Source organism: Agromyces luteolus, from assembly GCF_009729855.1.
Lineage (GTDB): Bacteria > Actinomycetota > Actinomycetes > Actinomycetales > Microbacteriaceae > Agromyces > Agromyces luteolus.
The window spans coordinates 134,536-159,029 of sequence record NZ_WODA01000022.1 but is presented as its reverse complement, the minus strand read 5'-3'; the positions used below and the strand labels follow the sequence as shown (position 1 = coordinate 159,029).

Sequence of the window (24,494 nt, the reverse complement as noted above, 5' to 3'; positions counted from 1 at the left end):
CCGCCGTCAGTGAGAGCGGGCGGGCGCGGTCTCGGCCTGGCCTTCGCCGCGTCCCCGCTGCTTCAGGGCGCCGCGGAACGCGAGGAACGCGATCAGGGTGGACAGCGCCAGCACGATCACCGCGGGCACGCCCGCCTCGGTGCCGAACTCGCCTCCGGTGAGCCAGTCGGGCGCGCCGGGGGTCGGGGCGAGGTAGGTGAGCGAGTTCGAGTGCGCCGGGAGGCCGCTGACGGAGATGCCGTACAGGTTGCCCATCGCGAAGTTCCAGCCGGTGTGGATGCCGATCACGAGCCACAGGGAGCCGAGCCGGAGCACGACGAACGACGCGAAGAGGGCCCAGAGGAAGATCGTCGCGAACGGCAGGGGGTCGAACGCGAAGTGCACCACAGTGAAGAGCAGCGCGGGCAGGAGCACCGCGAGCCAGCCGGGGAGCTGGTACGCGGAGTTCTGGAGCAGGAATCCGCGGGTCGCGACCTCCTCCGTGCCGGCCTGCACGGTGACGAACACCACGATGAGCAGGAGGAGCGGGATCGCGCCGCCACCTGACGCGCCGCCGGAGGGCCCGTCGACCGGTTCGAGGTTGCCGGTGAGCAGCAGGAAGCCGATGGGGATCGACTGGAGCAGGATGCCGCCGATGATGCCGATCAGCAGGACGAGGATCCCCCTGCCGGGTCGGCGAAGGCCCAGCGTCTTGGGTCGGCGACGCTCGAACAGCCAGACCCAGAGGAAGATGGCGCCGAGCAGCGCCGCGAATGCGGCAGCCTCCTGGAGTTGCGCGGCGGCAGAACCTTCCTCGACGGGCCATTGCCTGTCGAGGGCCGCGACCGAGATGGCCTGGACGCCGAAGATCCCGGCGACGAGGACGAGGATGTAGGCGAGCCACCAGCGCGTGACGCGATTGCCTGCCGCGGCATCCTGGACGAAGGCGAGGGAACGGATCGACATCGGGGCTCCTTGTCGTTTCGCTGCTTCAGGGGGTGTGCGACGGCGACGGTGCGGTCGCGTGCTCGTTCCCGGCGGCGGGGGAGCGGTCGCGCCTCACCGGGTCCGGTGCGTAGACGAGCGTGGCGGCACTGCCGTCCCGCCAGATCAGCTTCACGTAGACGAGGACGAGGGCGACGATGAGGACGCGGGAGAGCATGCCGGGGATGCCGCCCTCGGGCCCGTAGGCGCCGCCGTTGAGCAGTTCGTTCCCGATCGACTCGGAGGTGAGCCATCCGGGCCACTGCGTGTTGCCGCTGACCGGGAAGCCCCACAGTGCCTGGCTGAGGTTCCACGAGATGTGCAGGAACAGCGGCAGCCAGATCGATCGGGTGGCCACGAACGCGACGCCGTAGATCACGCCGCCGAGTGCGGTGCCGAAGGCGCCGATGAGGGTCGCGTTCTCGTTGGTGAGGTGGATGGCGCCGAAGATCAGCGCGGTCGCTGCGACCGCGATCCACCGTCCGGCGGGCACCTTCCGGAGCAGGATGATCGCTCCGCTGAGCAGCAGCACGCGGAACACGACCTCCTCGAAGAGCGCGAACCCGGCGATCTCGCCGAGGACGCCGCCGATCGAGGACCAGTCCGTGTCGGCGCCCGCGACCTCGATCGCGCCGAGCGCGAGTTCGGCGAGGAACACCAGCGTGATCGCGACGAACGGGATGACGAGGCCGACGGGGATGTCGAGCGGTGTCCACCTCGTGACGGTGATGCCCATGCTCCGCCACACCGGTCGGTCGTGGCGGGCGTACCAGATGATCGCGAAGATCCCGGATGCCGCGGACAGCGCGAGCATCGTCCAGAAGAACATGCGGGGGATCCTTCCGTCGGGGGTGCCGGCCAACACGAAATTACGGTCACCGTAGCGGACGGCAGAGTCCGGTACCAGTAGGGTGTGGCGCAGGCGAACGTGACGAGCATTCGGGGGAACGCATGGACGTGGACATCTCTTCAGGACCGGCCTTCGCGATGGGCGTCGTGACGCTTCCGCCGGGCGGGTCCGTCCGGGTCGAGGCCGGGGCCATGGCGATGACCCGCGGCGACATCACGATCGAGACGTCGACGCGGGGCGGCTTCATGAAGGGGCTGCGGCGGAGCCTCGGCGGCGAGAGCTTCTTCGTCAACGACTTCCACTCCGGCAGCGGCGGCCAGGTCGGCGTCGCCGCCACCCTGCCCGGCGACATGACGAAGGTCGCGCTGGACGGTGGGACGGCGCTGCTCGTCCAATCGGGTTCCTGGGCCGCATCCGACCCGACGATCGACGTCGACTCGAAGTGGGGCGGCGGCAAGTCGTTCTTCAGCGGCGAGGGGCTGATCCTGCTCCGCTGCACCGGAACCGGCGACCTGCTGCTCTCGACCTACGGGGCGATCGTGCCCGCGGAACTCGCCGCCGGTGAGACCATGACCCTCGACACCGGCCACGTCGTCGCGTTCGACGAGACCGTGCAGTACGCGGTTCGGAAGGCGGGCAGCTGGAAGTCGACCATCCTCGGCGGCGAGGGCCTCGTGACCGACTTCACCGGCCCCGGCAGGGTGTGGCTGCAGACACGATCGAGCTTCGATCTCATCGAGTGGATCAAGCGGGTCAACCCGCAGCGCTCCTCCGGGTCGTAGCGGCAGCACAACGCGGCGTGTCCTCGCGCTCCGCGACAAGCTGTGAGTATGCTTCGAACCACTGCGATTCACAGGCGAATCGCAGCTTGACGTGCAGTCGAGGCTTCCTCGGTGCGTGCGGTGACGCGCGCATCCCCGCGAAAGGAAAGAGAAGCATGGACAAGGCAACGCTGAACCGTCGGGCGGGCACCGTCGGCGGCATCTACGGGGTGATCGGTGCGGTCATCCTCACCCTCGGCGCGATCGCGGCGGTGATCGGGTTCATCCAGGCGCTCATCATCGCCGACGACGTCCTCGTCGGCATCCTCGCCGGGCTCTTCTCGGCGCTCGTGATCGCGGTCTCCGCGGTCGTCTCCTGGGCCGGCGTGCAGATGTTCGCGCTCGTCGCCCGGTACATCGAATGGCGCTCCGGCGACGGAGCCTGACCGGCAGACCACTGAACACCAAGGAGGAGAACACCATGGCAGGTCAACGTCCCGGCGGCGTCACACTCGTCGCCGTCCTCGCATGGCTCAACGGTGCCATCGCGATCATCAGCGGCATCATCCACCTGTTCGGTGAGGGCTTCGGCTCGTTGCCCGCGTGGCTGACCATCGTGATCGGAGCCATCACCATCGCCGTCAGCCTTGGGCTGTTCCGCGGCAGCAACACGTCGCGCATCATCATGACCGTCGTCTTCGTGCTGAACGCGGCGATCGCCGTCTACGGAGTGTTCACCTTCGGGAACGGCTTCTGGGGTCCGCTCATCCAGGGCATCATCGCCCTCATCGGCCTCGGTCTGCTGTGGTCCCGCAAGGCGAACGAATTCTTCGACTGACACACGCCTTCCGACTGGGCCCGGCGCGCTGCGCCGGGCCCAGTCGCTGTCAGGGGCTCGCGGGGGGATCCGCAGAACTCGATCGTTCAGTCGCCGGGAACCGCGAACGAGATCCCGAAGGTGACCGGCTCGCCGTCGAGTTCGCCGGGCCACTTGCAGACGCTCACGTCACCGGCTCCCTCGATCTGCTCGTGCGTGTACAGCGGCTCGCCGCTGTCCAACACGTGCCGGTCGTTCGCCTCCAGGGTCGCTGCCGTCTCCGGTGATTCCGCGGCCGGACCGAAGTCGGCGTCGGTCCTACCCTGCACCGAACCTCCCGCGAAGCGATCCATCCGCTCGCTGCCCCAGAGGTAGGTGCCTGTCGCGTCCTTCACCCACAGGTAGAACGGGACGTTCTTGAACGGCTCGAGGTCGGTGATGCGCATCATGCCTCCTCAGTGAGCAGGGCCCGCCGGCGCGGACGTGCGTGCGCGCGAGACGCTACCACCAGCGCTCGCGCACCGCGTGAGACCTTCGGCCTGCTCGGATGGGGCGGAGTGCGACCTCACCGGGCGCCTGTGCGTCCCGCGGGTCGAGGGTGGTTCTGGCGGCCGGCCATGCCGAACGCATCTCCTTCCGGAGACGCGAAAACCCCCGGCGAACCGGGGGTTTTCAGCTGTGGCTCCGACCGGCATCGATCCGGTGACCTTTCGATTTTCAGTGAGCCTGGGCGGTTTTCGGCACTGTTCTTGTGGTTGCGATATCGCGCTGATCAGGGATTCCGCGAAATCGTCACAGTTGGTTTCAGTTGGTTTTCAGGCCTTTAATGGCCCTTTAATGGCCCAAGATCGAGTCACCTTGGACCGCTCGAACCCCAGCGCGGTCACCGGAAGCCCTCCCCACTAGTGCGCTCGCGCAATATCGACATCGGCTTCCAGGGTCAGGAACCCCACCTCGAGCACGAGGCTCGCGAGCTGGGCGTGGGCAGAACCTGTCTGGTACATGTCGAGCCGGGCGAGGTCGACGGCAAGTTGAGCACCACGGGTATCGTCGGCGCCGACCTCGGTTGCGAGCGCGGCCGCCCGCTCTACAGCCGCACTCCATGCTGCGGGGTCGTCTTCCGAGACGGTCAGCGGCGCGGGAAGCGGAGGCGGATCGGGGATCGCCGGCCAGTGCCCGGGCCGGTGAAGGCGCAGATTCTTGGCCTGCGAGAGCGAGATGAGTTGGTCGAGGTAAGTGCCCATCCTTGCGCGGTAGACGTGGGGGACCTCGTCCAGTGCATGGACGACTCGAGCTAGCTGAAGGTACTCGTCGGTTGCGGGGGTTCCTCGTGATCCAGATCCGAACAGCACCAGGCCGATTGGGATCGCCAGTCCGCCGTCACGGGCCGACGCGACGACCACGCTGTCAAAGCCAGCTTCGGTTCGGGCGTGCACGTCCCACTCGCGAAGCGCTCGTTCCGTCGCGGCCCAGTCGTCCAGAACCACGGCAACGCTGACCCCCAGGTGATTCCATGCGGGCACAGGCTCGGCGGCCTCATAGGTCGCCACGGTCACATCCGACACTCCCGCCGCCTCGAGCTGCGCCATGACGGCATCCGCGGTCGCGGCCGCCTGTCCGATTGCCAGCTGGTCAAGTGCGTTCGTCAAGGCGCGGTCGCCGACGCTGCTGACGCGGAGGGCGCCGGCAGGGAGGCGCTCGAAACAGGTCAGCATCCGTGAGGCGACTAGGACTGAATCGCGGAGGGCGCTCGGCAGTGTAGGACCGATTGCCGCGTACACCGGGAGCTGGGGCCCTGTCTCGGCCTCGTCGAACAGTTTGAGGGCCGCCGCCAACCGGAGGCCGGCGCCGTGGACAGCATGCTGATCGAACCCCGACTGGACCACCTGCAACAGCGACCCGGTGACAGCGTCGTAGAACTTCCTAGCCTTATCGGACTCTCTGACGCGCTGCTCAAGGTCGGCCGCGTTCGAGCCGAGAAGAGTCGCTACCTCGTCGAGGAATGGGCGCGGCGCCGGAATTCCTGGCATCCTGGCTGCGCGGGCGGCAACTTGGCGCACCCTGTGTGACCAATCCCCTCGCCGAGCGGCATGGTCGTTGGGTGCGAACCGGCGCGGAAGTTCATTGAGGAGCGTGGCGAGATCGTTCGCGAGTGCGGCTTGCTCTCGGCATCGATCAGACCAGCGCTCGTTGTTCCGTGTCGACATCGCAGCGGCCTGAACTGCAATGTTCCGACGCTGTTCGACCGCCCTCGGGACCACGCCGGCACGGATGGACTTGTGCCCGTCGGAGGGCACGCCCATCATGTCGGTTTCACCGTGGGCTTGCACAACATCAACCGTTACGAGGTCGAGTTCGGGGCACATGTCAAACAGCCGCCGAACGAACCGCACGGCCTGAGCGTTGACCGACGCTGCGTTGGTCCCGGGCTGATCCGGGTAGCTATCGCTTTCGTAGTTCGGATCTGCGCGCGCAAACGCCTTCGCGGTGGCTACGGTCGCGATTTCCGAGCGGGGCGGCCTGACGAGCGCACTTCGGGATTCGGGCAGGGCCGTGGCCGCAATTGTTGTGACGACTGCTTCGTATCCGGAGGGGTCTGCGGCGACGGCGAGGGTTGCGCGGCTCGCGACCGCACCGAACAGGCCGTCGACCTCCTCGGGTGCTGGATCGTTGGCGGAGAACAGAGCTGCCACGAGCTGAGCACGAAGGCCAACACTTCTCAGGCTTCCAGGCTCGACCGGGTGCGATTCGAGGACGCGGGCGACGGTGGCAGCGGATACCGGTATCCGGCCCTCGATCGCCTCCGCGAGCGCGATCGCCGATTCGAGGTCTGCCGTGACGAAGGCGGTGTCGACCCCTCCGGGGTCGAGCGCGATGAGGACGGTCTCAACCGAGCTCGGCGACCATTGGGGCAGTCGGGCCGCGAGGTCGCGGATGTCCCGTAGAAGGTCCAGCTCGGCGAGCACGTCGGATGCCTGATGGGAGTATGCCAACAGCAGGACGTCGGTGGGGTCGGCGGTGTCAGGGACTGAGTTGCTCACGACCCGGAGCGCGGCGTGCACGTAGCTCAGTGCATCGAGTCTCTCCGCGACCTGAACCCACTCGGCGACCCGGCCCGCCGTCGCCTCACTCGGGTGATCGATCTCGCGGCGGACTTGGTCGCGGATCATATCGGCGAGGGCACCAAGCTCACGGCTGAGGCCGAGAGCACTTGACGACCGTCTCGTGAGGCGTGTGGCCGCCCTGCGGACGAGTTCCGGGCGCAGGCGTGGCTGGACGCCAGCGATGGCGCGGGCATAGGTGGCACCGAGGGTGGGCGGCGGGGATGCGTGGAGCACCTCGACCAGCACCTCGGCACGGAGGTCATGCAGAGCTCGCCACGCAGTCGCGTCCTCGATTGCAATGAGGTGCTCGTCCTGAAGCAGCCGCAATGAGTGCGACAAGTCGCCGTCCTGAGTGCACATGCGGCCGAGATGCTCGGCAGGCAGGGCGTGGCCGAGCGTGTGCAGCGTCGCGATGTAGCGGAGGGCCTCGACTGCGAGCACATCCCGGGTCGAGAGCATCGCCACTTGATCCGAGAGCACCTCGTTTAGGTGACGGCCTGTTGTCGCAAAGGCGATCATCTCCATCATGAGCCCATTGCCACGGTCGATTGCTTCCTCCGGCTCGACCGCGAGACTGATTCCAGAGGTCTGCATTGCCTGAATTACTGCGTGCGCGGACGCACCATCCAGCCGCGAGTCCACGAGCGCTGCGCGCCGCCCAATCTCCGGGGTCAAGTCCTCTTGACGGCAGCCACCGATCACAGACACGCCGGTCATAGCGAGAAGCTCGTCGCGGGCAGCTGGCCACGCAGAGGTCCGCGCTCGACCCAGGTCGTCGATGCATACAATCACCGGACGAGAGGCGTCCGGGGCGAGGGCGGCTACGTGATCCACGAGGAGCGCGACATCGGAATCGGAGGATACGCGTGTGACTCGAATGACACGGGAGCCGTCTGCGATCATCGACGCGGTCCGCCAAAGTAGTGCGGACTTGCCGGTACCGCTAGGGCCCACGATCAGCGCTTGACGAGAACGGCTCAGGGCCTCGAGCGCCCGCTCGGTTTCGCTTACGCGAAGGACATCGAGCCCTGAAGCGATGTGCGTGGGCAGGACCGCGACGCCACTGAAGAACGTGGTCAAGTCGTCGGGAGTCCCGTGCGCAAAATCGGCGAACTCACAAACGCCGGCATCGACGGCGCGCGAGAGCCGCGTAAGGTCTGTGGCGCGCTGCACATCCTCCACAAGTCGATCGATGCGCGTCCGCTCGAAGACGAACGCGTCGTGCAGCTCACGTGAGCGCTGCTCGCCAGCCATCCGTGCGAGTTCGTGGACGAGGTGCGCATGCACAGCGCGGGCCACGATGTCTGCAACCCCGTAGCCATCCAGCACGCCGCGCACTATGCCGGGCTGGAGTGGGTCGGGAACGATCACAGTCGAAGTCAGCGACAAAGCGTGTTCCGTCTCCGCCGCGTCCATCCCTTGGGCGATCAGCGCCGCGCGAAGATTGTCGAGTCCGAGTTGGCCGGACAGAGTGGAGCTCCAGCCGGTCACGGGCACGTTCGACGCGAACCGCTCGTTCGTCACCACGGCAACCCTTCGCGGTCCATCGTCTGCCGTCACTGAACGCAGCTCGAGCGCGTGCCTTATGGCTTCGGCGACACCAGATGCGCCAAGAGCGTTCCCAGGGGAGCGTTCTTTTGATTGAACGAACAGCCAGCCGCCGTCCTCCAGACGACAGTCGATGTCTTCAAAGCCTTCTGGCCGTACCGCGGTAATGTCGGGCCAGCCGCCCATTCCTGAGCGGACCAACAGTGCCGCGGACAAGCCGATCTGGTAGCTCACCCCGGCGACATTGCGTGCGCCCTGCCGGAGCCGGCCGAATAGGTCCGCCGGGGTGGCTTCAGAGCTTGCGGTCGTGGCGGTTTGCATCCGTTGCGCCGCCCGTCTCGCCGCCTCCCCGTCACTACCTCGCCGACGATTCCGCGGCATCGTTCTTCCTCTCCGTCAACTGCAATGGCCCATCGAATCGCGGTACCACGCGACGAGTAGCGATACACGCGTCGGTGGGAGCGCAATTGCTTGACACTCTTCCAGAATGGGACTCCGCGATGCGCACGCGATACCGAACGGGACTCGGATCTGGCCGTTGATCCGCTTCTCCTCGGTTTGTATCGCTCGGACAGATGCGAACCGGGTGTTCAGAGGCGGAGGTCTGGCTGTCGCCTGCCGCGCCGAGCCGTGTCAAGCTCAAATGGAGCAGGGGCAGCGTTCTGTGGTTGATGCGCGGCGGGGACGAGACCGCGCACAGAGTTTCGAGCGGCGTCCGCAGCGCGGTCGACTCCGCGATCGGCGCGGTCCTTCTCCATCGCGAGCACGAACTGCTCGCGCGCCTCGCTCAGGTCGGCCGCGACGACGTGGAGGCGGTTGGCGTTCCGTCCGCGCGTCATCCCCACGTAGAGGTCTGCCGCGCCCATCGAATCGGTCAGCACCGTGTGCGACGCGGGCGCCGTCGCGCCCTGCATCCCATAGGCGGTTGACGCATAGGTGAGATGGGTGTGCTCCGCGACGTACTCGGCCGTGAGTCGCACCGTACGTTGTCGGGCGCCGGCGAGGGCTTCCTTCACCCACACAGCCCCATGGTCGTCGACGCCCTGAACTACCCAGGTCTGTCGGTTCGCCACGCGCAGTGCCGAGTCGTTCCGGCGTGTCTGGATCGGATCGCCGCGCCCTATGCTCAGCCCGTCGCTCCCGAGCGCCGTCCGATGGTCGTCGACCTCGCCGACGCGTACCCGCTCGTCGCGGAACCGCTCATTCAGCTCGCGTGCCTCATCGTTCGTCGCGACGGTGATCGCGTCGCCGTCGCGACGCTCGAGTGCGAGCGCAGCACGCATCGCATCGGGGCTCTCGTGCATCACGACGAGTCCGCGCGCGTGCAAGTCGTCGAACACGGCTGTCGGGTCGTCTCCGTGCCGCATCCGCACGGTGAGCGCGGCGTACCCGGGATCGGCGAAGCGGTGCACGGTGGTCATGCTGTGCACCCGGGTGAGGAGTTCCGCGGCGATGTCGAGCACACCGCCGCGGCCGACGGCCGCGAGCTGCGCTCGATCGCCGACGAGCGCGAGCGTCGCGCCGTACTCGCCGGCGACGGTGAGGAGTGCGAGCGCCGTCTCCTGGTCGAGCATGCCCGCTTCGTCGACTACGATGCGCTCACCACGGGAGAGCCGAGCGGATGCCGCGGGGCCGGTGTACGCGGCATCCGTCTGTGGATCGCGCTCACCGACGGCAAGCCGCGTCCAGACGCCGTCGCGATTCCAGCGCCATCCGTGCTCGTGGAGGAGCTTCGCGACGCTGTCGGCGGCGATCCCGAGTTCCTTGTGTGCGACATCCGCGGCCTTCTTCGTCGGGGTGACCACTCGTGTTGCGCGACCGTGTTCGGCGCCGGCCGCGATGGCAGCGGCCAGCATCGTTGTCTTGCCTGCGCCGGCGGCGCCTTCGACGATGACCAGCGGATCGACGGACGCGATCGCCGCAGCCGCTCGGGCCTGGGCCGGGTCGAGACCGAGCCGGCGTGCGATGCGGCGCAGGTCTGGCGTGCGCTGTCCGGTGTACGTTGCGCGCGCGGCGAGCAGATCGCGCAGCCGGGTCTCGCAGGCGATGACGTGCCCGCTCGTCAAGTGCGCGACGTGCTCGGGATGCGGGCTATCAGGCGGCAGGACCGACAGGCAATCGTCGGCCGCCAACCGAGTCGCGAGCGTGATGCGTTCGCGCAATTGTCGCGGTTCCGCGCGCACGCCGGCCTCGGTGATGATGCGCGTGACCTGGTCCTGGATGTCGTGCACCGTCCACGTCGACGCGGTCGCGGCGCAACGGTCGAGGGCGCGGGACGCGACGTCCTGAACCCGCACTTCCTCGAGCGCGATCGGAGGGTGGGCCGGCGCACGCTCGAGGTCGGGTCGGTAGCCGGCATCCTCGAGTTCGGACCGCCATGCCGCCTCGCATCCGAGCTTCGTCGGCTTCTTGTGCGGTCGCTCGTGGTCCCACGCCATCGCCGTGAGCCGCGTCATCGCCGCCGGGCCGGGCTCCTGGTCGGGATGCGCGCTGCGCCACTCCTTCTCGAACCGCGCGAGGTTGCGCGCGACCTGTTCGGCCCGCTTGCTCATCACCGCGTTGAACGGCTGTAACTCGGCGACCTCGCCGGTGACCGGGTCGAGGGTGAGGCCGTGCGCGTCGAGCGCGGCCGCGAGCTGCGGATGCCCGGCGATGACGGCCGTGCCGAGCGAGCGGATCGCGCCCTGCTGCCGGAAGAGCGCCGCGGTGTCGAGGCCGCGCCACGCGTCGGCGGCCCACACCCTCGTGCCGACCTGGAGGTGGATATGACGGTGCGGGTCTCCGGCCCGCGACGTCTTGTGCGAGACCGCGACGGTCTCGAGCTGCTCGATGGGCACGACACGTTGCGCGCCGCGCGGTCCGACGCGGGTGACTGAGTGCTGGCCGAGCCAGGCGCGGATCTCGGCGACCGCATCGCGCTGCGCGACGTCGAGCGCGTGGGATACCTCAGGATGAAGCGCGGCCGCGATCGACAGCGACTTGGGCGCGTTCACGACCATCTCCGCGAACCGCGGCGACCCGTGGCGTCCGTCGCCGGGCAGGCGGGGCTTGCCCATCGTCTCACCGGTGAGCGGATTGACCCAGTCGACCCACTGGCCGTACTCGCCGGGAGTCAGTGCGCCTTCGCCGATCAACTCGCCGTCGTCGTCGACGACCGAGAACTCGGCGAGGGATGTTCCGCCCTCGAGGTAGTACTCGTCAGCCCGCGATCGATCGGACTCGAGGTAGCGACCCGCGTCTGCCCCGGAACCCCGGTAGAGGATCACGCCGCCCTTCATGCCGCCCTCCGAGCTAACTCAGGTTCTTGCAACTATCTACGGTAGCATACGTCCATTCACGCGGAAGGCTTCTCAGGCGCGATCACTCGGAACGGCACGCGTTGCTATCGCGGCTCCTTCCGGTTCTTGTTCCCCGAGGGAGATGGTGACGCTTTCGACCGCTCGGCGCGAAGCCTCATCGTGAGTTGAGCCGGCGTGAGTGCGCTCTCCACGCGCAGACCGCGGGAGGCAATGGCTTCGTCGAGATCAGCGTCCGGCCCAACGTCTCGATTGTCGAATCTCAGTCCGAGGTATTGTCCGTCGCTGTCGAAGATCATCATGGCGGCGCGTTCAAGATCCAACTGATGCTTCTTCGCCGCGAGGTATTGTTCGTGACTTGAAATCAGCTCCTCCTGCATTTGAGCAGATACTCGAGCGGGGACCACGAGCCACACAATCAGCATTCGGTTCTGTCTCCGATCCCCCAACACCATCGTCGAGGTGTGCTGCAAACCGTCGCGGTGCGACATTTCGCCGAGGATCGCAGGCATTTCAAGAACCCCGCGTCGAGTACTTGCGTCGCCGCTGAGAAGCGCTGCTGCGGTCGGCAGCCAGCCCGGGGGCCGAGCGTCGGCGATGAGATCTACGAACGACTTGAGTTCATCGCGGACGTTCAGGTGCGGCTTAGGCGCGGGTGTATGGCGGTCGCCCTGTTGGTAGAAATACCAGGAATCGAGTGAGACTGTATGGCTCGCGAGGATGGTGACGGATTGATTTCGAAATTTCCGGCGCTTCGCTGTCGTCACACGGGAATGCTTCCATTCTTGCTGTTCCACGTCCGGGTCCACCTCGATATACAAGCCTTCGGATAAGAAGTACATGAAATAGTCGAGCTCATCTTGCGCGAGCACAGTTCGAGTTAGCTCGGGCAAGGTCCTGCGGCGCAAGTAGATGAGAAACTCCGCTGGTCGATCAATGACTTCACTCACTATTCGGAGGTCAAACAGATTCACAACCCACGGAAGTAGGGGGCCGCGAAGCACCCCAGTGCGCACCAGATCGTCGGTTACTGTTGCCAACTGATTGAGGTCTTCAAGTATCACGACGATGGAGTACACCTCCTTGACGTGACTCAGATCCATGACCGAGCGATCGCGCAGGACAACCTGTCGGTCGGTGAGAATGAGATCCCGAAGTCGCGCAGCCTGCTGGGACGCCGTCGATACCAGGCGCCGAAGGTCACTCCCAAGACGTGCGCGATTGCCTTCGCGGGCCTTCTGAGACAGCGCTCCGGCTTTTGCCTCGAGAACGATCGCGACATCGTCGAGGAGCAAGAGTCCGTCACATTCGACTAGCTGCGTGTAAGCCTCAGGTCCCTCCTTGATGGCGGGATCGGTCGGCGCGAAGTGCTCGAACGATGGGAAAATCCTTGCTCCGGGAAGCATCGCTACGAGGAAGCCCAACGCGGTGGTTTCAACCAGCTTGGCACGAACCTCCGTGTACTCGGCCTCCGCGGGTGAACCAATGAGTACTCGTTCCATGGCGACCCTGAGCGCAGGGAGGATGTCCACTTCGTGCACCGCCATCAAGCGGCCGGATCCTGACTCCTGAAGTATGGGAGATCCTCGGAAAGGATTACGCCCGCCCAGGAAGCTTTCGACAAGATCCATCGAGTTCTGTTTCGAAAGATCAATCGTCAGTGCGGCGATGATTCGAGATACGACAGTGGGTGAGATCTCCGTTTGGGCAGCAAGTTCATCGACATCCAGAAGTCCGAGTTCTTCAATGTCTCGCCAAAATGTTCCCCATATTGCGTACCAATTCTCGTAGACCTGATCATCGTCAGATGCGGTGACAGCCCGATCTTGCGACTCAGGGAGCACACGGGCGAGCGCTTCGGCTTGATCCTGAATCTCGCCGACACGATGCATGCGGGCACTCAGCCGGTCGTGCCGGTTCTGAGTGATCTGCTGGACAATCCGAAACCCATCTGACGGTCGAAATCCGAGCACCTCGACGACGCGTTCCGCTTCATCGAGCCGCGAGGTGAGGTCGTCAAGAAACTCCTCCATCATGTGCGGATACGCAGCGTTGCGAATCGTGAACTCGCGCATGGCGAGTTGGCTAGAAAGCTCCTGCGTGTCGTCGGCATTCACTTTTCCCAGTACCTGGCGAAAACGCCCCAGTTCCAGGATCTGTAGTGCCAGAGTCTGGACCTCGTCCATAGGAGGCCAACCCTGTTCGATGGCAGGTCGCTGTGCGTGATCCGAACTCATGGCCACGAGGGCGACTAGCTCCGTTACGATCGGTGCGCCTTCGTGTGTTGTTTCCTCATAGGATTCCGGGTCGCCGACAAGGTTCTGCATGAATGAGTTGGCGATGACGTCGAACGCGGAATGACCGTCGATCAGGGTGAGCAACTCAGCGACACCTCTCTTGATCGCTGTTTCAATGTTCACCAAGGTTTCGGCGTCGGAGTCACCCTGCAAAATAGCGAAACGCTCGGCTGCGCGAAGGTGTCGGTCGATCTGCGTTTCAAGCGAGCGCGCTTCCCGGGCTCGCCCATTGTTCGCTCGTGACTGTCGTCGTCCCATGGAATGAAGTTGATCCGTTCTGAATCGGCTGGCGGGCGGAATACCTACTGACGGAGTCGGGTGCTCCAAATCGGGTCACTCGGACCAGACGTTCCCGTGGCCAGGGATCGTATCGCTCACCCGGGCTTCCCGGTTCACCCGAATCGTGGTTCGGACAGCATCAGATGTCTTGAGTCCGCGCGTGGCGTGCTCTTTCCGCCACGCCGTACGAGCCATGGTCTGACACGCCTCTGTGTACTCAACCCGCGCGGCCACGCCTTCCAGGCGGCAGCAGGCCGCGTTCGCGGGCCTTCGTGATCCAGCCTTGTGCGGTCGATAGTGCGACGCTGCTGAGTTGGGCCATCGTCGCGCTCGGGTTCGAATCGCCCTGCTGCGTCAGGCGGCCATGCTGCAGCGCGACGAGCTCGTAGAAGTCGGGCACCTTCTTCGGGTCGCCGAGTGGCTTGAGGAGGTCGCGCTCGCTGACCTTGCGGCCTGACGGTAGGACGATCTTGCCTCCCGCGATCGTCTCAGTTCGCTTCATCGCGAACAGGCGCTTGTTGATCGCGGCCTCGATGCGAGCCGTAGGCAGCTCGCGGAGGAGCTGGCTTGTGATGGGTTCGCCCGGGCGCCAGGGGAGGTAGATCACGCCGGTGATGCGGACCTCTTCGGGCACGGCGAAGAGCTGCCGTTGCAGGCGAATCATCACGCGGGTGTGCGTGGCCTCGTGCTCGAGGTAGCGCCAGCGGCCGTCGGTGGTTTCGTTCTGGTCGGAGTCGGCCGGCGCGCCCTGGTCGTCGTACCCGAGCACCACGTCGATCTGCGCGCTCGCGTCGTCGTCGCGCTCGCCGGGGAACCGGTTCGGTAGGTACCAGCCCTCGGGAAGGTCCTCCGGGACCAGCAAGCCGTCGAAGGACTGGTCACCGGGTCGGGGAACGGGCTTCGCCATGCCCCGAGTCTAGCCACGATCTCAGGTAGTTGCCGAAACATGCACCGTAATGGTAATCTCAGGTACCTGCAAATAGCCGCGTAGCGATGCAACCCGCGAGCGGCTGGTCGGAAGGGGTTCGTCATGGTCGGCATCGCCGTGAGGGTCGAGTACCTGAACCGCGCCGAGGCGGCCGAGCGGTGTCGCATCCCGGTCTCGAGCTTCGACAAGCTCAGACGCGACGGCCTCATCCCCGAGCCCGACGCCCACATGGGCAAGCACCTGCTCTGGAGCGCCGACACCATCGACGAACTGCTCGCCCGGGGCGGCACAGAGACCTGATGGCCGGACGGCCGGGCCGCGACTCCCCGACGCGCATCGATCCGCGCACGGGGCGGCCGCTGCCCGAGGGCATCCGCTGGCGCGCCGATCGGCAGCGGTACCAGATCCGCGTCGTCGGCCCGAGCGTCGATGGGGGAGCGGCCGAGCGCACCCGCATGTTCCTCACCCTCGCCGAGGCCAAGCGCGAGCTCGCGAAGATGGTCGCCGGCCGCAACCCGAACGGATCGATGACGCTCGAGCAGTGGCACGAGAAGTACTGGCCGGCGATCGAGTCGTCCGTCCGACCCGCCACCGCGCGAGGCTACGGCGTCGCCTGGCGTCTGCGGGTGAAGCCGAGCCTGGGCCGGCATCGGCTCGAGGACATCACCTCACCGATGATCGAGTCGGCGATGGTCGCGTGGTCGGGCGGGGCATCCGCGAAGAACGACGCGCTCGCAGTCCTCTCACGGCTGCTCGATGGCGCGCGCCGCTCCCGGTTCATCGACTACAACCCGGCGCGAGAGGTCAAGCGGCCGAGCATGCGCGAATCCGTCTCGCCGATCTCGCGGGCGCTCACGCTCGACCAGGTGCGCACGCTGCTCGAGCTCGTGCCCGAGGGTGCCTACCGCAGCTACGTCGCCGCGCTCGTCTACACGGGGATGCGGGCCGGTGAAGCGACCGCGCTTCGTGTCGGTGACGTCGACTTCGAGCGCGGCATCATTCGTGTCAGCCGCTCGCTGAGTCCTGGTCAGCGGGGCGAGCTGATCGAGCAGTCGCCGAAGAGCCACAAGTCCCGTGAGGTTCCGCTCATCGACGCGCTTCGCCCGTACGCCGAGCAAGCCGCACGCGGTAAGCAGCCAAGCGACCTGCTGTTCTCCGGACCAGACGGCGGACGACTCACGAACCACAACGCACGCCGCGGCGTCGACTGGGAGGAACTGCGCAAGGCGATCGGCCGGCCCGACCTGCGCGTGCACGACCTCCGCCACACGTTCGCGACGATCCTCTTCGACGCGGGCGCGAGCGCACCCGACGTGCAGGCGACCCTCGGCCACTCGAGCTTGCAGGTCACCGAGCGATACTCCCGGGCGCGCGAGGGGGTCGCACTCCGTGCCGGCGCGGCGCTCGACCAGATGCTCGGCGCAGCCGATGGCGAGGTTGCCGAAATGGCCCAGAGGAAGAAGCCGGCGAGAGTTAATGGCCCAAGAATGGCCCAAGCTCAGCGAAGACCCTCACGGTAGGATCCCGCCAACGAGAAAACCCCCGGTAAACCGGGGGTTTTCGTTGTGGCTCCGACCGGCATCGATCCGGTGACCTTTCGATTTTCAGTCGAACGCTCTACCAACTGAGCTACAGAGCCTCGGGGTGTGGAACACCTCGATGATAAGGAGAAAGCCCCTTCTCTCGAAAGGGAAAGGGCTTGTCGCCTGAGCGACCCTGACGGGACTTGAACCCGCGACCTCCGCCGTGACAGGGCGGCACGCTAACCAACTGCGCCACAGGGCCTCGTAAAGAAGCTGTTCAATTGTAAACCCATCGCTGGGTGACCCCAACGGGATTCGAACCCGTGCTGCCGCCGTGAAAGGGCGGTGTCCTAGGCCGCTAAACGATGGGGCCGGAAGGTCTCGCCCGGGGGCTCGACCGCCGAGAAGAAAGCATACGCATACCTCGCCCAGAATCCAAAACGGCGCGGGCAAGACGCGCCACGCGCGGCGGAAATGCCCGATCCGCGGTCGATCCGAACCTAGTGTGACAAGGCCACTGCCCGCATGGCGGGTACGCGAGCGCGGTCCGCACGGCCCGCGCGGATGGGGAGCCATGTCGCGGATCGCAGGACGCCGAGCCCCGTGGGGGTCGCGCATGCGCGCGCTCGCGGGCTCCCTCGTGATCGCGCTCGCGGCGACTGCCGGGGTCGTCGCGAACCCGATCGCCGCGACCGCCGCCGACTACCCCACGTGGGAGGAAGTGCAGAAGGCGAAGGCGAACACGAAGGCCGCGGCCCAGGCCGTCGACGAGATCATCGGCCTCATCGCCGAGCTCGAGGCGAACGTCGAAGCGGCGCGCGCCGAGGCGCAGCGCCGCACCGACGAGCTGATCGTGGCGCAGCAGGAGTACGACGACGCCGTGCGGCGCGCCGACGAGATCCAGGCCCAGGCCGACGAGGCGAAGGCCGAGGCCGAGGAGGCCGAGAAGAACGCCGGGCAGCTCGCGGCCCAGCTCTACCGGACCGGCGGGTCCGACCTCGGCGTGAACCTGATGTTCGACGCGGGCGACGCGACCCGAACCGACGAGCTGCTCGCGAAGCTCGGGTCGATGGAGAAGCTCGTCGAGCGCACCGCCGACATCTACGAGCAGGCGAAGGAGGCCGGCAACACGGCCCAGTCGCTCGCCGACCAGGCCGAGGTGGCGCGCGCCGAGCGCGAGAAGCTGCGCGTCGCCGCGGAGCAGGCGCTCGCCGCGGCGCAGGCCGCGCAGGCGGCCGCCGAGGAGGCGCTCGCCGAGTCCGAGGAGAAGAAGATCGAGCTCGACCAGCAGCTCAAGTTCCTCAGGGACAAGGAGGCGAAGACCGCGGCCGCCTACCAGGAGGGCGAGCGGAAGCGGAAGGAAGAGGAGGAGCGCCGGCGACGTGCCGCGGCAGCGGCGGCAGCGGCGGCCGCAGCGGCGGCGGCCGCAGCCGCAGCAGCAGCCGGCGGCGGTGGCGGCGGTGGCGGCGGCGGAGGAGGCGGCCAGACGGTGTCTTCCGGGTGGTCGAAGCCCGCCTACGGCTGGATCTCGGGCAGCTACGGCCCGCGCCAGGTGATCTGCAGCGGCGGGTACTGCTCGAACTCGTTCCACTACGCCACCGACCTCGCGACCGGGTGCTCGGCCCCGATCTACGCGGCGAACTCCGGCACCGTCGTCTACGCCGGCTGGTCGGGCAGCTACGGCAACTTCATCAAGATCGACCACGGCGGCGGCATCTCGACCGGGTACGCCCACATCCGCCCCGGCGGGCTGTTCGTCGGCTACGGGGCGAGGGTGAGCTCCGGCCAGGTGATCGCCTCGAGCGGCACGACGGGCGCGTCGACGGGGTGCCACCTGCACTTCGAGGTCTACAGCGGCTGGAGCCGCATCGACCCGGTCCCGTTCATGGCCGCGCGCGGCATCTACCTCGGCTGACCCGAGCCGCCGGGCCCGAGGGCGGAGACGCGACGAGGGGGCGAGCCGTCAGGCTCGCCCCCTCGATGCGTGCAGCGGATGCCGCGGCATCCGCCCGGGCCCAGTGACCCGGCGGGCTCAGCGGCCCGGCAGGCTCAGTGACCCGGGTACGCCTCGATCGCCTTCGCGATGAGCGCCTCGGCCTCGGCGGCGTTCGCCCAGCCCTCGGTCTTGACCCACTTGCCGGGCTCGAGGTCCTTGTAGTGCTCGAAGAAGTGCTCGATCTCCTTGCGGGTGTACTCGGGCACGTCGTCGACGTCCTGGATGTAGTCCCAGCGCGGGTCGCCCGCGGGCACCGCGATGACCTTGGCGTCGCCGCCGCCGTCGTCGACCATGTTGAAGACGCCCACGGGGCGGACCTTCACGCCCACGCCCGGGAAGAGCGGGTACTGGGTGAGCACGAGCACGTCGAGCGGGTCGCCGTCGTCGCCGAGCGTGTCCTCGAAGAAGCCGTAGTCGGTCGGGTACACGAAGTTCGTGTAGAGCACGCGGTCGAGGAAGACCCGGCCGGTCTCGTGGTCGACCTCGTACTTGTTGCGGCTCCCCTTGGGGATCTCGATGACGGCGGCGTACTCGCCCATGTGGTTCTCCTCGTTTCGGATGGTGGAGTCTCGAAGGTCTCGCGGGCCGTGACGGCACCGGCGTCGACGCGCGCCCGATGGGCGCCGCTTTCGACGGAATAAGGTTACGTGATGCCCCCAGAGCGCCGTCCCCGCCTGACGCCGCCGATCGCCGACGTGCGACGCGCGGTACGCGGGGTGCTCGGGTCGCGCGGTCTCGATACGCCGCGGGCGGCGACTCGACCACCGCTGCTCCTCGTCGCGCTCTCGGGCGGTCCCGACTCGCTCGCGCTCGCCGCGGCCGCGGCGTTCGAGGCGCCGAGGGGCGGATGGCGCGCCGGCGCGGTGATCGTCGACCACGGGCTGCAGGCGGGGTCGTCCGAGCAGGCGGATGCCGCGGCATCCGTCGCCCGCGACCTCGGGCTCGACCCGGTGCTCGTCGAGCGGGTCGACGCAGGTGCCGCACCAGGTGGCGCCGGCCCCGAAGGCGCCGCACGCGCCGCCCGGTACGCCGCGCTCGACGCCGCCGCACGAGCGACCGGGGCCGACGTCGTGCTCCTCGGCCACACGCTCGACGACCAGGCCGAGACGGTGCTGCTCGGGCTCGCGCGCGGGTCGGGTTCGGCGAGCCTCGGCGGCATGGCCGCCCGCTCGGGGCGCTACGCGCGGCCCCTCCTCGGCATCCGGCGCGCGACGACGCGGCAGGCGTGCCTCGACGCGGGCCTCGAGCCGTGGGACGACCCGCACAACGTCGACCCCGCCTTCGCACGCGTGCGCGTGCGCGAGCGGGTGCTGCCCGTGCTCGAGGCCGAGCTCGGACCGGGCGTCGCCGAGGCGCTCGCGCGCACCGCCGAGCAGCTCCGCGAGGACGAGCAGGCGTTCGCCGACCAGATCGACGAGTTCATCGAGGAGATCTGCGAGCCCGCCGAGGCCGGCATCGCGATCTCGGCGGCCGCGCTCGCCGCGAATCCGGCGGCGCTCCGGCAGCGGATCATCCGGCACGTCGTCGACAGCGAGTTCGGGGTGTCGCTCACGCGCGCGCAGACGCTCGAGGTCGCCCGGCTCGTCACCGACTGGCACGGGCAGGGGCCGATCGACCTGCCCCGCGGCATCCGCGCCACCCGCGCCGGCGGGCACGTCGTGCTCTCCACGACGGGCTCGACCGAGGTGCTGCCGCACGACCACTGAGCCGCGGCGTAGGCTCGTGGCATCCGTTCGCCCAGACGCACGCAGGAGGAGCTCGGGATGGATTCGCGCGAGATCGAGGCCGACCTGACCGAAGTGCTCGTGACCGAGCAGCAGATCCGCGACAAGCTCGCCGAGCTCGCCCGGCGCATCGAGGCCGACTACGAGGGGCGCGACCTGCTGCTCGTCGGCGTGCTCAAGGGCGCGGTCATGGTGATGGCCGACCTCGCGCGCGAGCTGCGGCCGCACGTGACGATGGACTGGATGGCCGTGTCGTCGTACGGCATGGGCACCGCGTCATCCGGTGTCGTGAAGATCCTGAAGGACCTCGACTCCGACCTGTCGGGCCGCGACGTGCTCATCGTCGAGGACATCATCGACTCCGGCCTCACCCTCAGCTGGCTGCTCGGCAACCTCGCCTCGCGCGGCGCCGCCTCGATCGAGATCTGCGCCCTCCTGCGCAAGCCGGATGCCGCGAAGGTCGAGATCGACGTGAAGTACCTCGGCTTCGACATCCCGAACCAGTTCGTCGTCGGCTACGGGCTCGACTACGCCGAGCGGTACCGCAACCTGCGGGATGTCGCGATCCTCGCCCCGCACGTCTACAGCTGAGGTCCTGACCGGCCCGCGGACCGGACGTCGCCATGGCTGAGCTCGGACGCCGGAACAGGTTGCGGGACGCGGGCGCCGCTTTCGCGAGCAACTGGCGGAACACCGACCTGCGCCGTGCGCAGCTCAGCTTCCTCGGCGCGTGGACCGCGGAGTGGGCGTTCACGGTCGCGCTCGGGATCGTCGCGTACCGCGACGGCGGGGCGGCGGCCGTCGGGCTCGTCGGGCTGCTGCGCATGCTGCCGTCGGCGCTGCTCGCACCGTTGCTCTCGCCGATCGCCGATCGCGGTCGCCGCGAGCGGGTCCTCATCCTCGTGTCGGTCGTGCGCGGCGCGGCGACGGCGGGCGCGGGCGTCGTCGTGGCGGTCGCCGGTCCCGCGGCGGTCGTCTACGCGCTCGCGGTGGTGTCGACGATCGCCGCGACGCTCTACCGTCCGGCCCACTCCGCCCTGCTGCCGTCGCTCTGCCGCACGGGGTACGAGCTCGCCAGCGCCAACATGGTGCGCGGGCTGCTCGACTCGGCGGCGACCGTCGCGGGCCCGCTGCTCGCCGCGGTGCTGCTCCAGTTCACCGGGGTCGACGTCGTCTTCGCCGTCGCGGCCGCGGCCTCGTTCGCGGCCGCCGCGCTGCTCGTCGGGCTGCAGTACGACGCCCCGCCGCGCCCGTCGGCGCCCGAGCGGCCGAACATCGGCCGGGAGGCCGTCGAGGGGCTGCGCGCGGTCGGGCGCGACCGGGACCTCGTGCTGATCCTCGGCCTCGCGGCGGCGCAGTCGCTCACCCGTGGCGCCCTGACCGTGCTCTCGGTGGTGGTGGCGATCGAGCTCATCGGAACCGGCGAGCCCGGTGTCGGCGCCCTCATGACCTCCGTCGGGGTCGGGGCGGTGCTCGGCTCGCTGGGGGCCTCGCTGCTCATCGGCACGGGTCGGCTCGGGGCCTGGTTCGCCGTCGGCGTGGCCCTCTGGGGGCTCCCGATCGCGCTCGTCGGCGTGTTCCCCGAGCAGGCCGTGGCCCTCGTGCTGCTGTCGTTCGTGGGCGTCGGCAACGCCCTCATCGACATCACCGGGTTCACGCTCATCGGCCGGATCGCGCCCGACGAAGTGCTCGCGCGCGTCTTCGGCGTACTCGAGAGCACGGTCGCGATCTTCGTCGGCATCGGGGGCGTCGTCGCGTCGACGCTCATCGGATGGTTCGGCATCCAGCCCGCGCTCGTCGCGATCGGCCTCCTCTGCCCGGTGCTCGCGGCGGCCTCGTGGTGGCGGCTGCGGGGACTCGACCGCGCCGTGGCCGCCCTCGACCGCGAGATCGGGGTGCTGCGCCGCGTCGAGATGCTGTGCATGCTGCCGCTGCCCTCGATCGAGCAGCTCGCGCGCGGGCTCGAACCCGTCGCCGTGCCGTCCGGCGCGAAGGTCTTCGCGCAGGGCGACGTCGGCGACCGGTACTACGTCATCGAGTCCGGCGAGGTCGACGTGGTCCGCGACGGGCGCGTCGTCGCCGAGCTCGGCGAGGGGGAGGGCTTCGGGGAGATCGCGCTCCTCCGGCCGACCGGCCGGATGGCGACCGTCGTGGCGAGGTCCGACCTCCGGCTCCAGGCCCTGACCTCCGACCGCTTCCTCCCCGTCGTGCTCGGGTACACGCCGAGCGCGGTCCAGGCCACGGCGACCGTCGACGGGATCATGGCGCAGTACGAGCCGGGGGAGCCGGACGAGGAGTCCGATTGAGCCGCGGACCCTGGCGCGGGGCGCTGACCGCTTTCAGCGAACAGGCAGCGGGTGTCCAGCGCCGCCGGGGTAGCCTGCTAGCACCATGAACATGAAGAAGCTCCTGCGCGGGCCGATCCTCTACATCGTGCTGGCCATCATCGCGGTGTGGATCGGGTCGACCCTGATCACCCAGTCGGGTTTCCGCGAGGTCTCGACGCAGCAGGGGCTCGAGCTCCTGAACGACGGCAAGGTCTCGGCGGTGAAGATCGTCGACGTCGAGAACCGCGTCGACCTCACGCTCGCCGAGGCCGAGGAGGACCTCGGCACGCAGGTGCAGTTCTACTACGTCACGCCGCGCGGCGACGACGTGATCGCCGCGGTCGACGCGGCGAACCCGGCCGACGGCTTCGACGACGAGGTCCCGCAGCCGAACTGGTTCCTCTCGATGCTCGGCATCCTGCTGCCGCTCGTGCTCATCGGCCTCTTCTTCTGGATCATCCTCTCGGGCATGCAGGGCGGCGGGAACCGCGTCATGCAGTTCGGCAAGTCGAAGGCGAAGCTCGTCTCGAAGGAGAGCCCGAAGGTCACCTTCGAGGACGTCGCGGGCGCCGAGGAGGCGATCGAGGAGCTCCACGAGATCAAGGAGTTCCTGAAGGAGCCGGCCAAGTTCCAGGCCGTCGGCGCGCGGATCCCGAAGGGCGTGCTGCTCTACGGCCCTCCCGGAACCGGCAAGACGCTCCTCGCCCGCGCGGTCGCGGGTGAGGCGGGCGTGCCCTTCTACTCGATCTCGGGTTCGGACTTCGTCGAGATGTTCGTCGGCGTCGGCGCGAGCCGCGTGCGCGACCTGTTCGACCAGGCCAAGCAGAACGCACCCGCCATCATCTTCGTCGACGAGATCGACGCGGTCGGCCGCCACCGCGGCGCCGGCCTCGGCGGCGGGCACGACGAGCGCGAGCAGACGCTCAACCAGCTGCTCGTCGAGATGGACGGCTTCGACCCGAAGACCAACGTGATCCTCATCGCGGCGACCAACCGTCCCGACATCCTCGACCCCGCACTGCTCCGCCCCGGCCGCTTCGACCGCCAGATCGGCGTCGACGCGCCCGACCTCAAGGGCCGCCAGAAGATCCTCGAGGTGCACTCGAAGGGCAAGCCGCTCGCGAACGGCGTCGACCTCGAGGTGCTCGCGCGCAAGACGCCGGGCTTCACGGGCGCCGACCTGGCCAACGTGCTCAACGAGGCGGCGCTGCTGACCGCCCGCTCGAACGCGCAGCTCATCGACAACCGCGCGCTCGACGAGGCCGTCGACCGCGTCATCGCGGGCCCGCAGCGCCGCACCCGGGTGATGAAGGACAAGGAGAAGCTCATCACCGCGTACCACGAGGGCGGCCACGCGCTCGCGGCGGCGGCGATGAACCACACCGACCCCGTGACGAAGATCACGATCCTGCCGCGCGGTCGCGCGCTCGGCTACACGATGGTGCTGCCGCTGGAGGACAAGTACTCCGTCACGCGCAACGAGCTGCTCGACCAGCTCACCTACGCGATGGGCGGCCGCGTCGCGGAGGAGATCGTGTTCCACGACCCCTCGACCGGCGCCTCCAACGACATCGAGAAGGCCACCGCCACGGCCCGCAAGATGGTCACCGAGTACGGCATGTCGGCGAACGTCGGCGCCGTGAAGCTGGGCCAGTCGCAGGGCGAGGTGTTCCTCGGCCGCGACATGGGCCACCAGCGCGACTACTCGGAGGAGATCGCCGAGAAGGTCGACATCGAGGTGCGCACGCTCATCGAGCAGGCGCACGACGAGGCGTGGCAGGTGCTGAACGACAACCGCGACATCCTCGACACGCTGGCCGCCGAGCTGCTCGAGCACGAGACGCTCGACCACCACCAGATCGCGGAGATCTTCAAGGACGTCAGGAAGCTGCCCGAGCGCCCGCTCTGGCTCTCGAGCGACCGGCGACCGGTCTCCGACCGCCCGCCGATCCCGTTCCCGAGCCGCAAGGCGCCGATCGACCAGGGCGCCGTCGACGGCGGCGTCGACTCCGGCACGCCCGTCGAGGAGGCGAAGGCGTCCCGCACGCCGAGCACGAAGCCGCGCCCCGCCACGGCGTGAG

At 68.1% G+C, this 24,494-nt stretch carries 18 protein-coding genes and 3 tRNA genes; 10 read left to right on the top strand and 11 right to left on the bottom strand.

All coding sequences use genetic code 11. The features are described from left to right. Nucleotides 1-6: 6 nt before the first annotated feature. Both GLX25_RS11430 and GLX25_RS11425 read right to left on the bottom strand, forming a co-directional pair. Entirely contained in the window at nt 7-945 is a 939-nt protein-coding gene (locus tag GLX25_RS11430) for a CPBP family intramembrane glutamic endopeptidase (protein ID WP_155842578.1), read from the bottom strand. A gap of 25 nt (nt 946-970) precedes the next feature. Next, entirely contained in the window at nt 971-1,792 is an 822-nt protein-coding gene (locus GLX25_RS11425; RefSeq protein ID WP_155842577.1) for a CPBP family intramembrane glutamic endopeptidase, read from the bottom strand. 122 nt (nt 1,793-1,914) lie between these two features. Between GLX25_RS11425 and GLX25_RS11420 the strand changes: the two genes are divergently transcribed. The 3 genes from GLX25_RS11420 to GLX25_RS11410 all read left to right on the top strand — a co-directional run bounded on the left by GLX25_RS11420 (nt 1,915) and on the right by GLX25_RS11410 (nt 3,412). Continuing rightward, complete coding sequence (locus GLX25_RS11420) at nt 1,915-2,595, top strand: TIGR00266 family protein (protein ID WP_155842576.1); 681 nt, start codon at nt 1,915-1,917, stop codon at nt 2,593-2,595. A gap of 155 nt (nt 2,596-2,750) precedes the next feature. After that, the gene (locus GLX25_RS11415; RefSeq protein WP_155842575.1) at nt 2,751-3,020 is read left to right on the top strand and encodes a hypothetical protein; all 270 of its coding nucleotides are present in this window, start codon (nt 2,751-2,753) and stop codon (nt 3,018-3,020) included. Nucleotides 3,021-3,055: 35 nt separating this feature from the next. Then, complete coding sequence (locus GLX25_RS11410) at nt 3,056-3,412, top strand: hypothetical protein (protein WP_155842574.1); 357 nt, start codon at nt 3,056-3,058, stop codon at nt 3,410-3,412. 86 nt (nt 3,413-3,498) lie between these two features. On the opposite strand, the gene GLX25_RS11405 is transcribed toward GLX25_RS11410, so the two are convergent. The 5 genes from GLX25_RS11405 to GLX25_RS11385 form a co-directional block, all read right to left on the bottom strand. Further along, complete coding sequence (locus tag GLX25_RS11405) at nt 3,499-3,840, bottom strand: PAS domain-containing protein (protein WP_155842573.1); 342 nt, start codon at nt 3,838-3,840, stop codon at nt 3,499-3,501. Between the two features lie 453 nt (nt 3,841-4,293). After that, nucleotides 4,294-8,277 (bottom strand): hypothetical protein, encoded by a 3,984-nt coding sequence (locus GLX25_RS11400; RefSeq protein WP_155842572.1) that lies wholly within the window; start codon nt 8,275-8,277, stop codon nt 4,294-4,296. Between the two features lie 356 nt (nt 8,278-8,633). Further along, entirely contained in the window at nt 8,634-11,321 is a 2,688-nt protein-coding gene (mobF, locus tag GLX25_RS11395) for a MobF family relaxase (RefSeq protein ID WP_155842571.1), read from the bottom strand. Between the two features lie 104 nt (nt 11,322-11,425). Next, nucleotides 11,426-13,894 (bottom strand): hypothetical protein, encoded by a 2,469-nt coding sequence (locus GLX25_RS11390; RefSeq protein ID WP_155842570.1) that lies wholly within the window; start codon nt 13,892-13,894, stop codon nt 11,426-11,428. A 238-nt stretch (nt 13,895-14,132) separates the two neighbouring features. Next, complete coding sequence (locus GLX25_RS11385; RefSeq protein ID WP_155842569.1) at nt 14,133-14,822, bottom strand: hypothetical protein; 690 nt, start codon at nt 14,820-14,822, stop codon at nt 14,133-14,135. A gap of 123 nt (nt 14,823-14,945) precedes the next feature. Between GLX25_RS11385 and GLX25_RS18400 the strand changes: the two genes are divergently transcribed. Further along, nucleotides 14,946-15,143 carry a helix-turn-helix domain-containing protein gene (locus tag GLX25_RS18400; RefSeq protein ID WP_166548742.1) on the top strand — a complete coding sequence of 66 codons (198 nt, stop codon included), beginning with the start codon at nt 14,946-14,948 and terminating at the stop codon, nt 15,141-15,143. After that, a complete protein-coding gene (locus GLX25_RS11380) occupies nt 15,143-16,363 on the top strand; it encodes a tyrosine-type recombinase/integrase (protein ID WP_166548741.1) in 1,221 nt (406 codons plus the stop codon). Before GLX25_RS18400 ends, GLX25_RS11380 begins: the two co-directional genes overlap by 1 nt. 46 nt (nt 16,364-16,409) lie before the next feature. On the opposite strand, the gene GLX25_RS11375 is transcribed toward GLX25_RS11380, so the two are convergent. The 3 genes from GLX25_RS11375 to GLX25_RS11365 form a co-directional block, all read right to left on the bottom strand. Beyond that, nucleotides 16,410-16,482 (bottom strand) — tRNA-Phe (locus tag GLX25_RS11375). A 72-nt stretch (nt 16,483-16,554) separates the two neighbouring features. Then, nucleotides 16,555-16,628, bottom strand: a tRNA-Asp gene (locus GLX25_RS11370). 38 nt (nt 16,629-16,666) lie between these two features. Next, nucleotides 16,667-16,739, bottom strand: a tRNA-Glu gene (locus GLX25_RS11365). A gap of 201 nt (nt 16,740-16,940) precedes the next feature. On the opposite strand from GLX25_RS11365, the gene GLX25_RS11360 reads away from it, so the two are divergent. After that, the gene (locus GLX25_RS11360) at nt 16,941-18,281 is read left to right on the top strand and encodes a M23 family metallopeptidase (RefSeq protein ID WP_155842567.1); all 1,341 of its coding nucleotides are present in this window, start codon (nt 16,941-16,943) and stop codon (nt 18,279-18,281) included. 134 nt (nt 18,282-18,415) lie between these two features. Here the strand turns inward: GLX25_RS11360 and ppa are convergent, their stop codons facing one another. Next, the gene (ppa, locus tag GLX25_RS11355) at nt 18,416-18,922 is read right to left on the bottom strand and encodes an inorganic diphosphatase (protein WP_271192429.1); all 507 of its coding nucleotides are present in this window, start codon (nt 18,920-18,922) and stop codon (nt 18,416-18,418) included. A 90-nt stretch (nt 18,923-19,012) separates the two neighbouring features. Here ppa and tilS point away from each other — a divergent pair, with 90 nt between their 5' ends. The 4 genes from tilS (at nt 19,013) to ftsH (ending at nt 24,493) form a co-directional block, all read left to right on the top strand. Further along, the gene (tilS, locus tag GLX25_RS11350; RefSeq protein ID WP_155842565.1) at nt 19,013-20,068 is read left to right on the top strand and encodes a tRNA lysidine(34) synthetase TilS; all 1,056 of its coding nucleotides are present in this window, start codon (nt 19,013-19,015) and stop codon (nt 20,066-20,068) included. A 57-nt stretch (nt 20,069-20,125) separates the two neighbouring features. Beyond that, a complete protein-coding gene (hpt, locus tag GLX25_RS11345; RefSeq protein WP_155842564.1) occupies nt 20,126-20,677 on the top strand; it encodes a hypoxanthine phosphoribosyltransferase in 552 nt (183 codons plus the stop codon). Nucleotides 20,678-20,709: 32 nt separating this feature from the next. Then, complete coding sequence (locus GLX25_RS11340; protein WP_155842563.1) at nt 20,710-22,392, top strand: MFS transporter; 1,683 nt, start codon at nt 20,710-20,712, stop codon at nt 22,390-22,392. Nucleotides 22,393-22,477: 85 nt separating this feature from the next. Next, on the top strand, nt 22,478-24,493 hold the full coding sequence (gene ftsH, locus GLX25_RS11335) for an ATP-dependent zinc metalloprotease FtsH (protein WP_155842562.1): 2,016 nt from the start codon (nt 22,478-22,480) through the stop codon (nt 24,491-24,493). The last annotated feature ends 1 nt before the right edge of the window (nt 24,494 follow it).

What these genes read in the sequence shown, in the direction of transcription:
- GLX25_RS11430 (WP_155842578.1), bottom strand. Translation starts at nt 945, where the DNA reads ATGTCGATCCGTTCCCTCGCCTTCGTCCAGGATGCCGCGGCAGGCAAT.
- GLX25_RS11425 (WP_155842577.1), bottom strand. Translation starts at nt 1,792, where the DNA reads ATGTTCTTCTGGACGATGCTCGCGCTGTCCGCGGCATCCGGGATCTTC.
- GLX25_RS11420 (WP_155842576.1), top strand. Translation starts at nt 1,915, where the DNA reads ATGGACGTGGACATCTCTTCAGGACCGGCCTTCGCGATGGGCGTCGTG.
- GLX25_RS11415 (WP_155842575.1), top strand. Translation starts at nt 2,751, where the DNA reads ATGGACAAGGCAACGCTGAACCGTCGGGCGGGCACCGTCGGCGGCATC.
- GLX25_RS11410 (WP_155842574.1), top strand. Translation starts at nt 3,056, where the DNA reads ATGGCAGGTCAACGTCCCGGCGGCGTCACACTCGTCGCCGTCCTCGCA.
- GLX25_RS11405 (WP_155842573.1), bottom strand. Translation starts at nt 3,840, where the DNA reads ATGATGCGCATCACCGACCTCGAGCCGTTCAAGAACGTCCCGTTCTAC.
- mobF (WP_155842571.1), bottom strand. Translation starts at nt 11,321, where the DNA reads ATGAAGGGCGGCGTGATCCTCTACCGGGGTTCCGGGGCAGACGCGGGT.
- GLX25_RS11390 (WP_155842570.1), bottom strand. Translation starts at nt 13,894, where the DNA reads ATGGGACGACGACAGTCACGAGCGAACAATGGGCGAGCCCGGGAAGCG.
- GLX25_RS11385 (WP_155842569.1), bottom strand. Translation starts at nt 14,822, where the DNA reads ATGGCGAAGCCCGTTCCCCGACCCGGTGACCAGTCCTTCGACGGCTTG.
- GLX25_RS18400 (WP_166548742.1), top strand. Translation starts at nt 14,946, where the DNA reads ATGGTCGGCATCGCCGTGAGGGTCGAGTACCTGAACCGCGCCGAGGCG.
- GLX25_RS11380 (WP_166548741.1), top strand. Translation starts at nt 15,143, where the DNA reads ATGGCCGGACGGCCGGGCCGCGACTCCCCGACGCGCATCGATCCGCGC.
- GLX25_RS11360 (WP_155842567.1), top strand. Translation starts at nt 16,941, where the DNA reads ATGTCGCGGATCGCAGGACGCCGAGCCCCGTGGGGGTCGCGCATGCGC.
- tilS (WP_155842565.1), top strand. Translation starts at nt 19,013, where the DNA reads ATGCCCCCAGAGCGCCGTCCCCGCCTGACGCCGCCGATCGCCGACGTG.
- hpt (WP_155842564.1), top strand. Translation starts at nt 20,126, where the DNA reads ATGGATTCGCGCGAGATCGAGGCCGACCTGACCGAAGTGCTCGTGACC.
- GLX25_RS11340 (WP_155842563.1), top strand. Translation starts at nt 20,710, where the DNA reads ATGGCTGAGCTCGGACGCCGGAACAGGTTGCGGGACGCGGGCGCCGCT.
- ftsH (WP_155842562.1), top strand. Translation starts at nt 22,478, where the DNA reads ATGAACATGAAGAAGCTCCTGCGCGGGCCGATCCTCTACATCGTGCTG.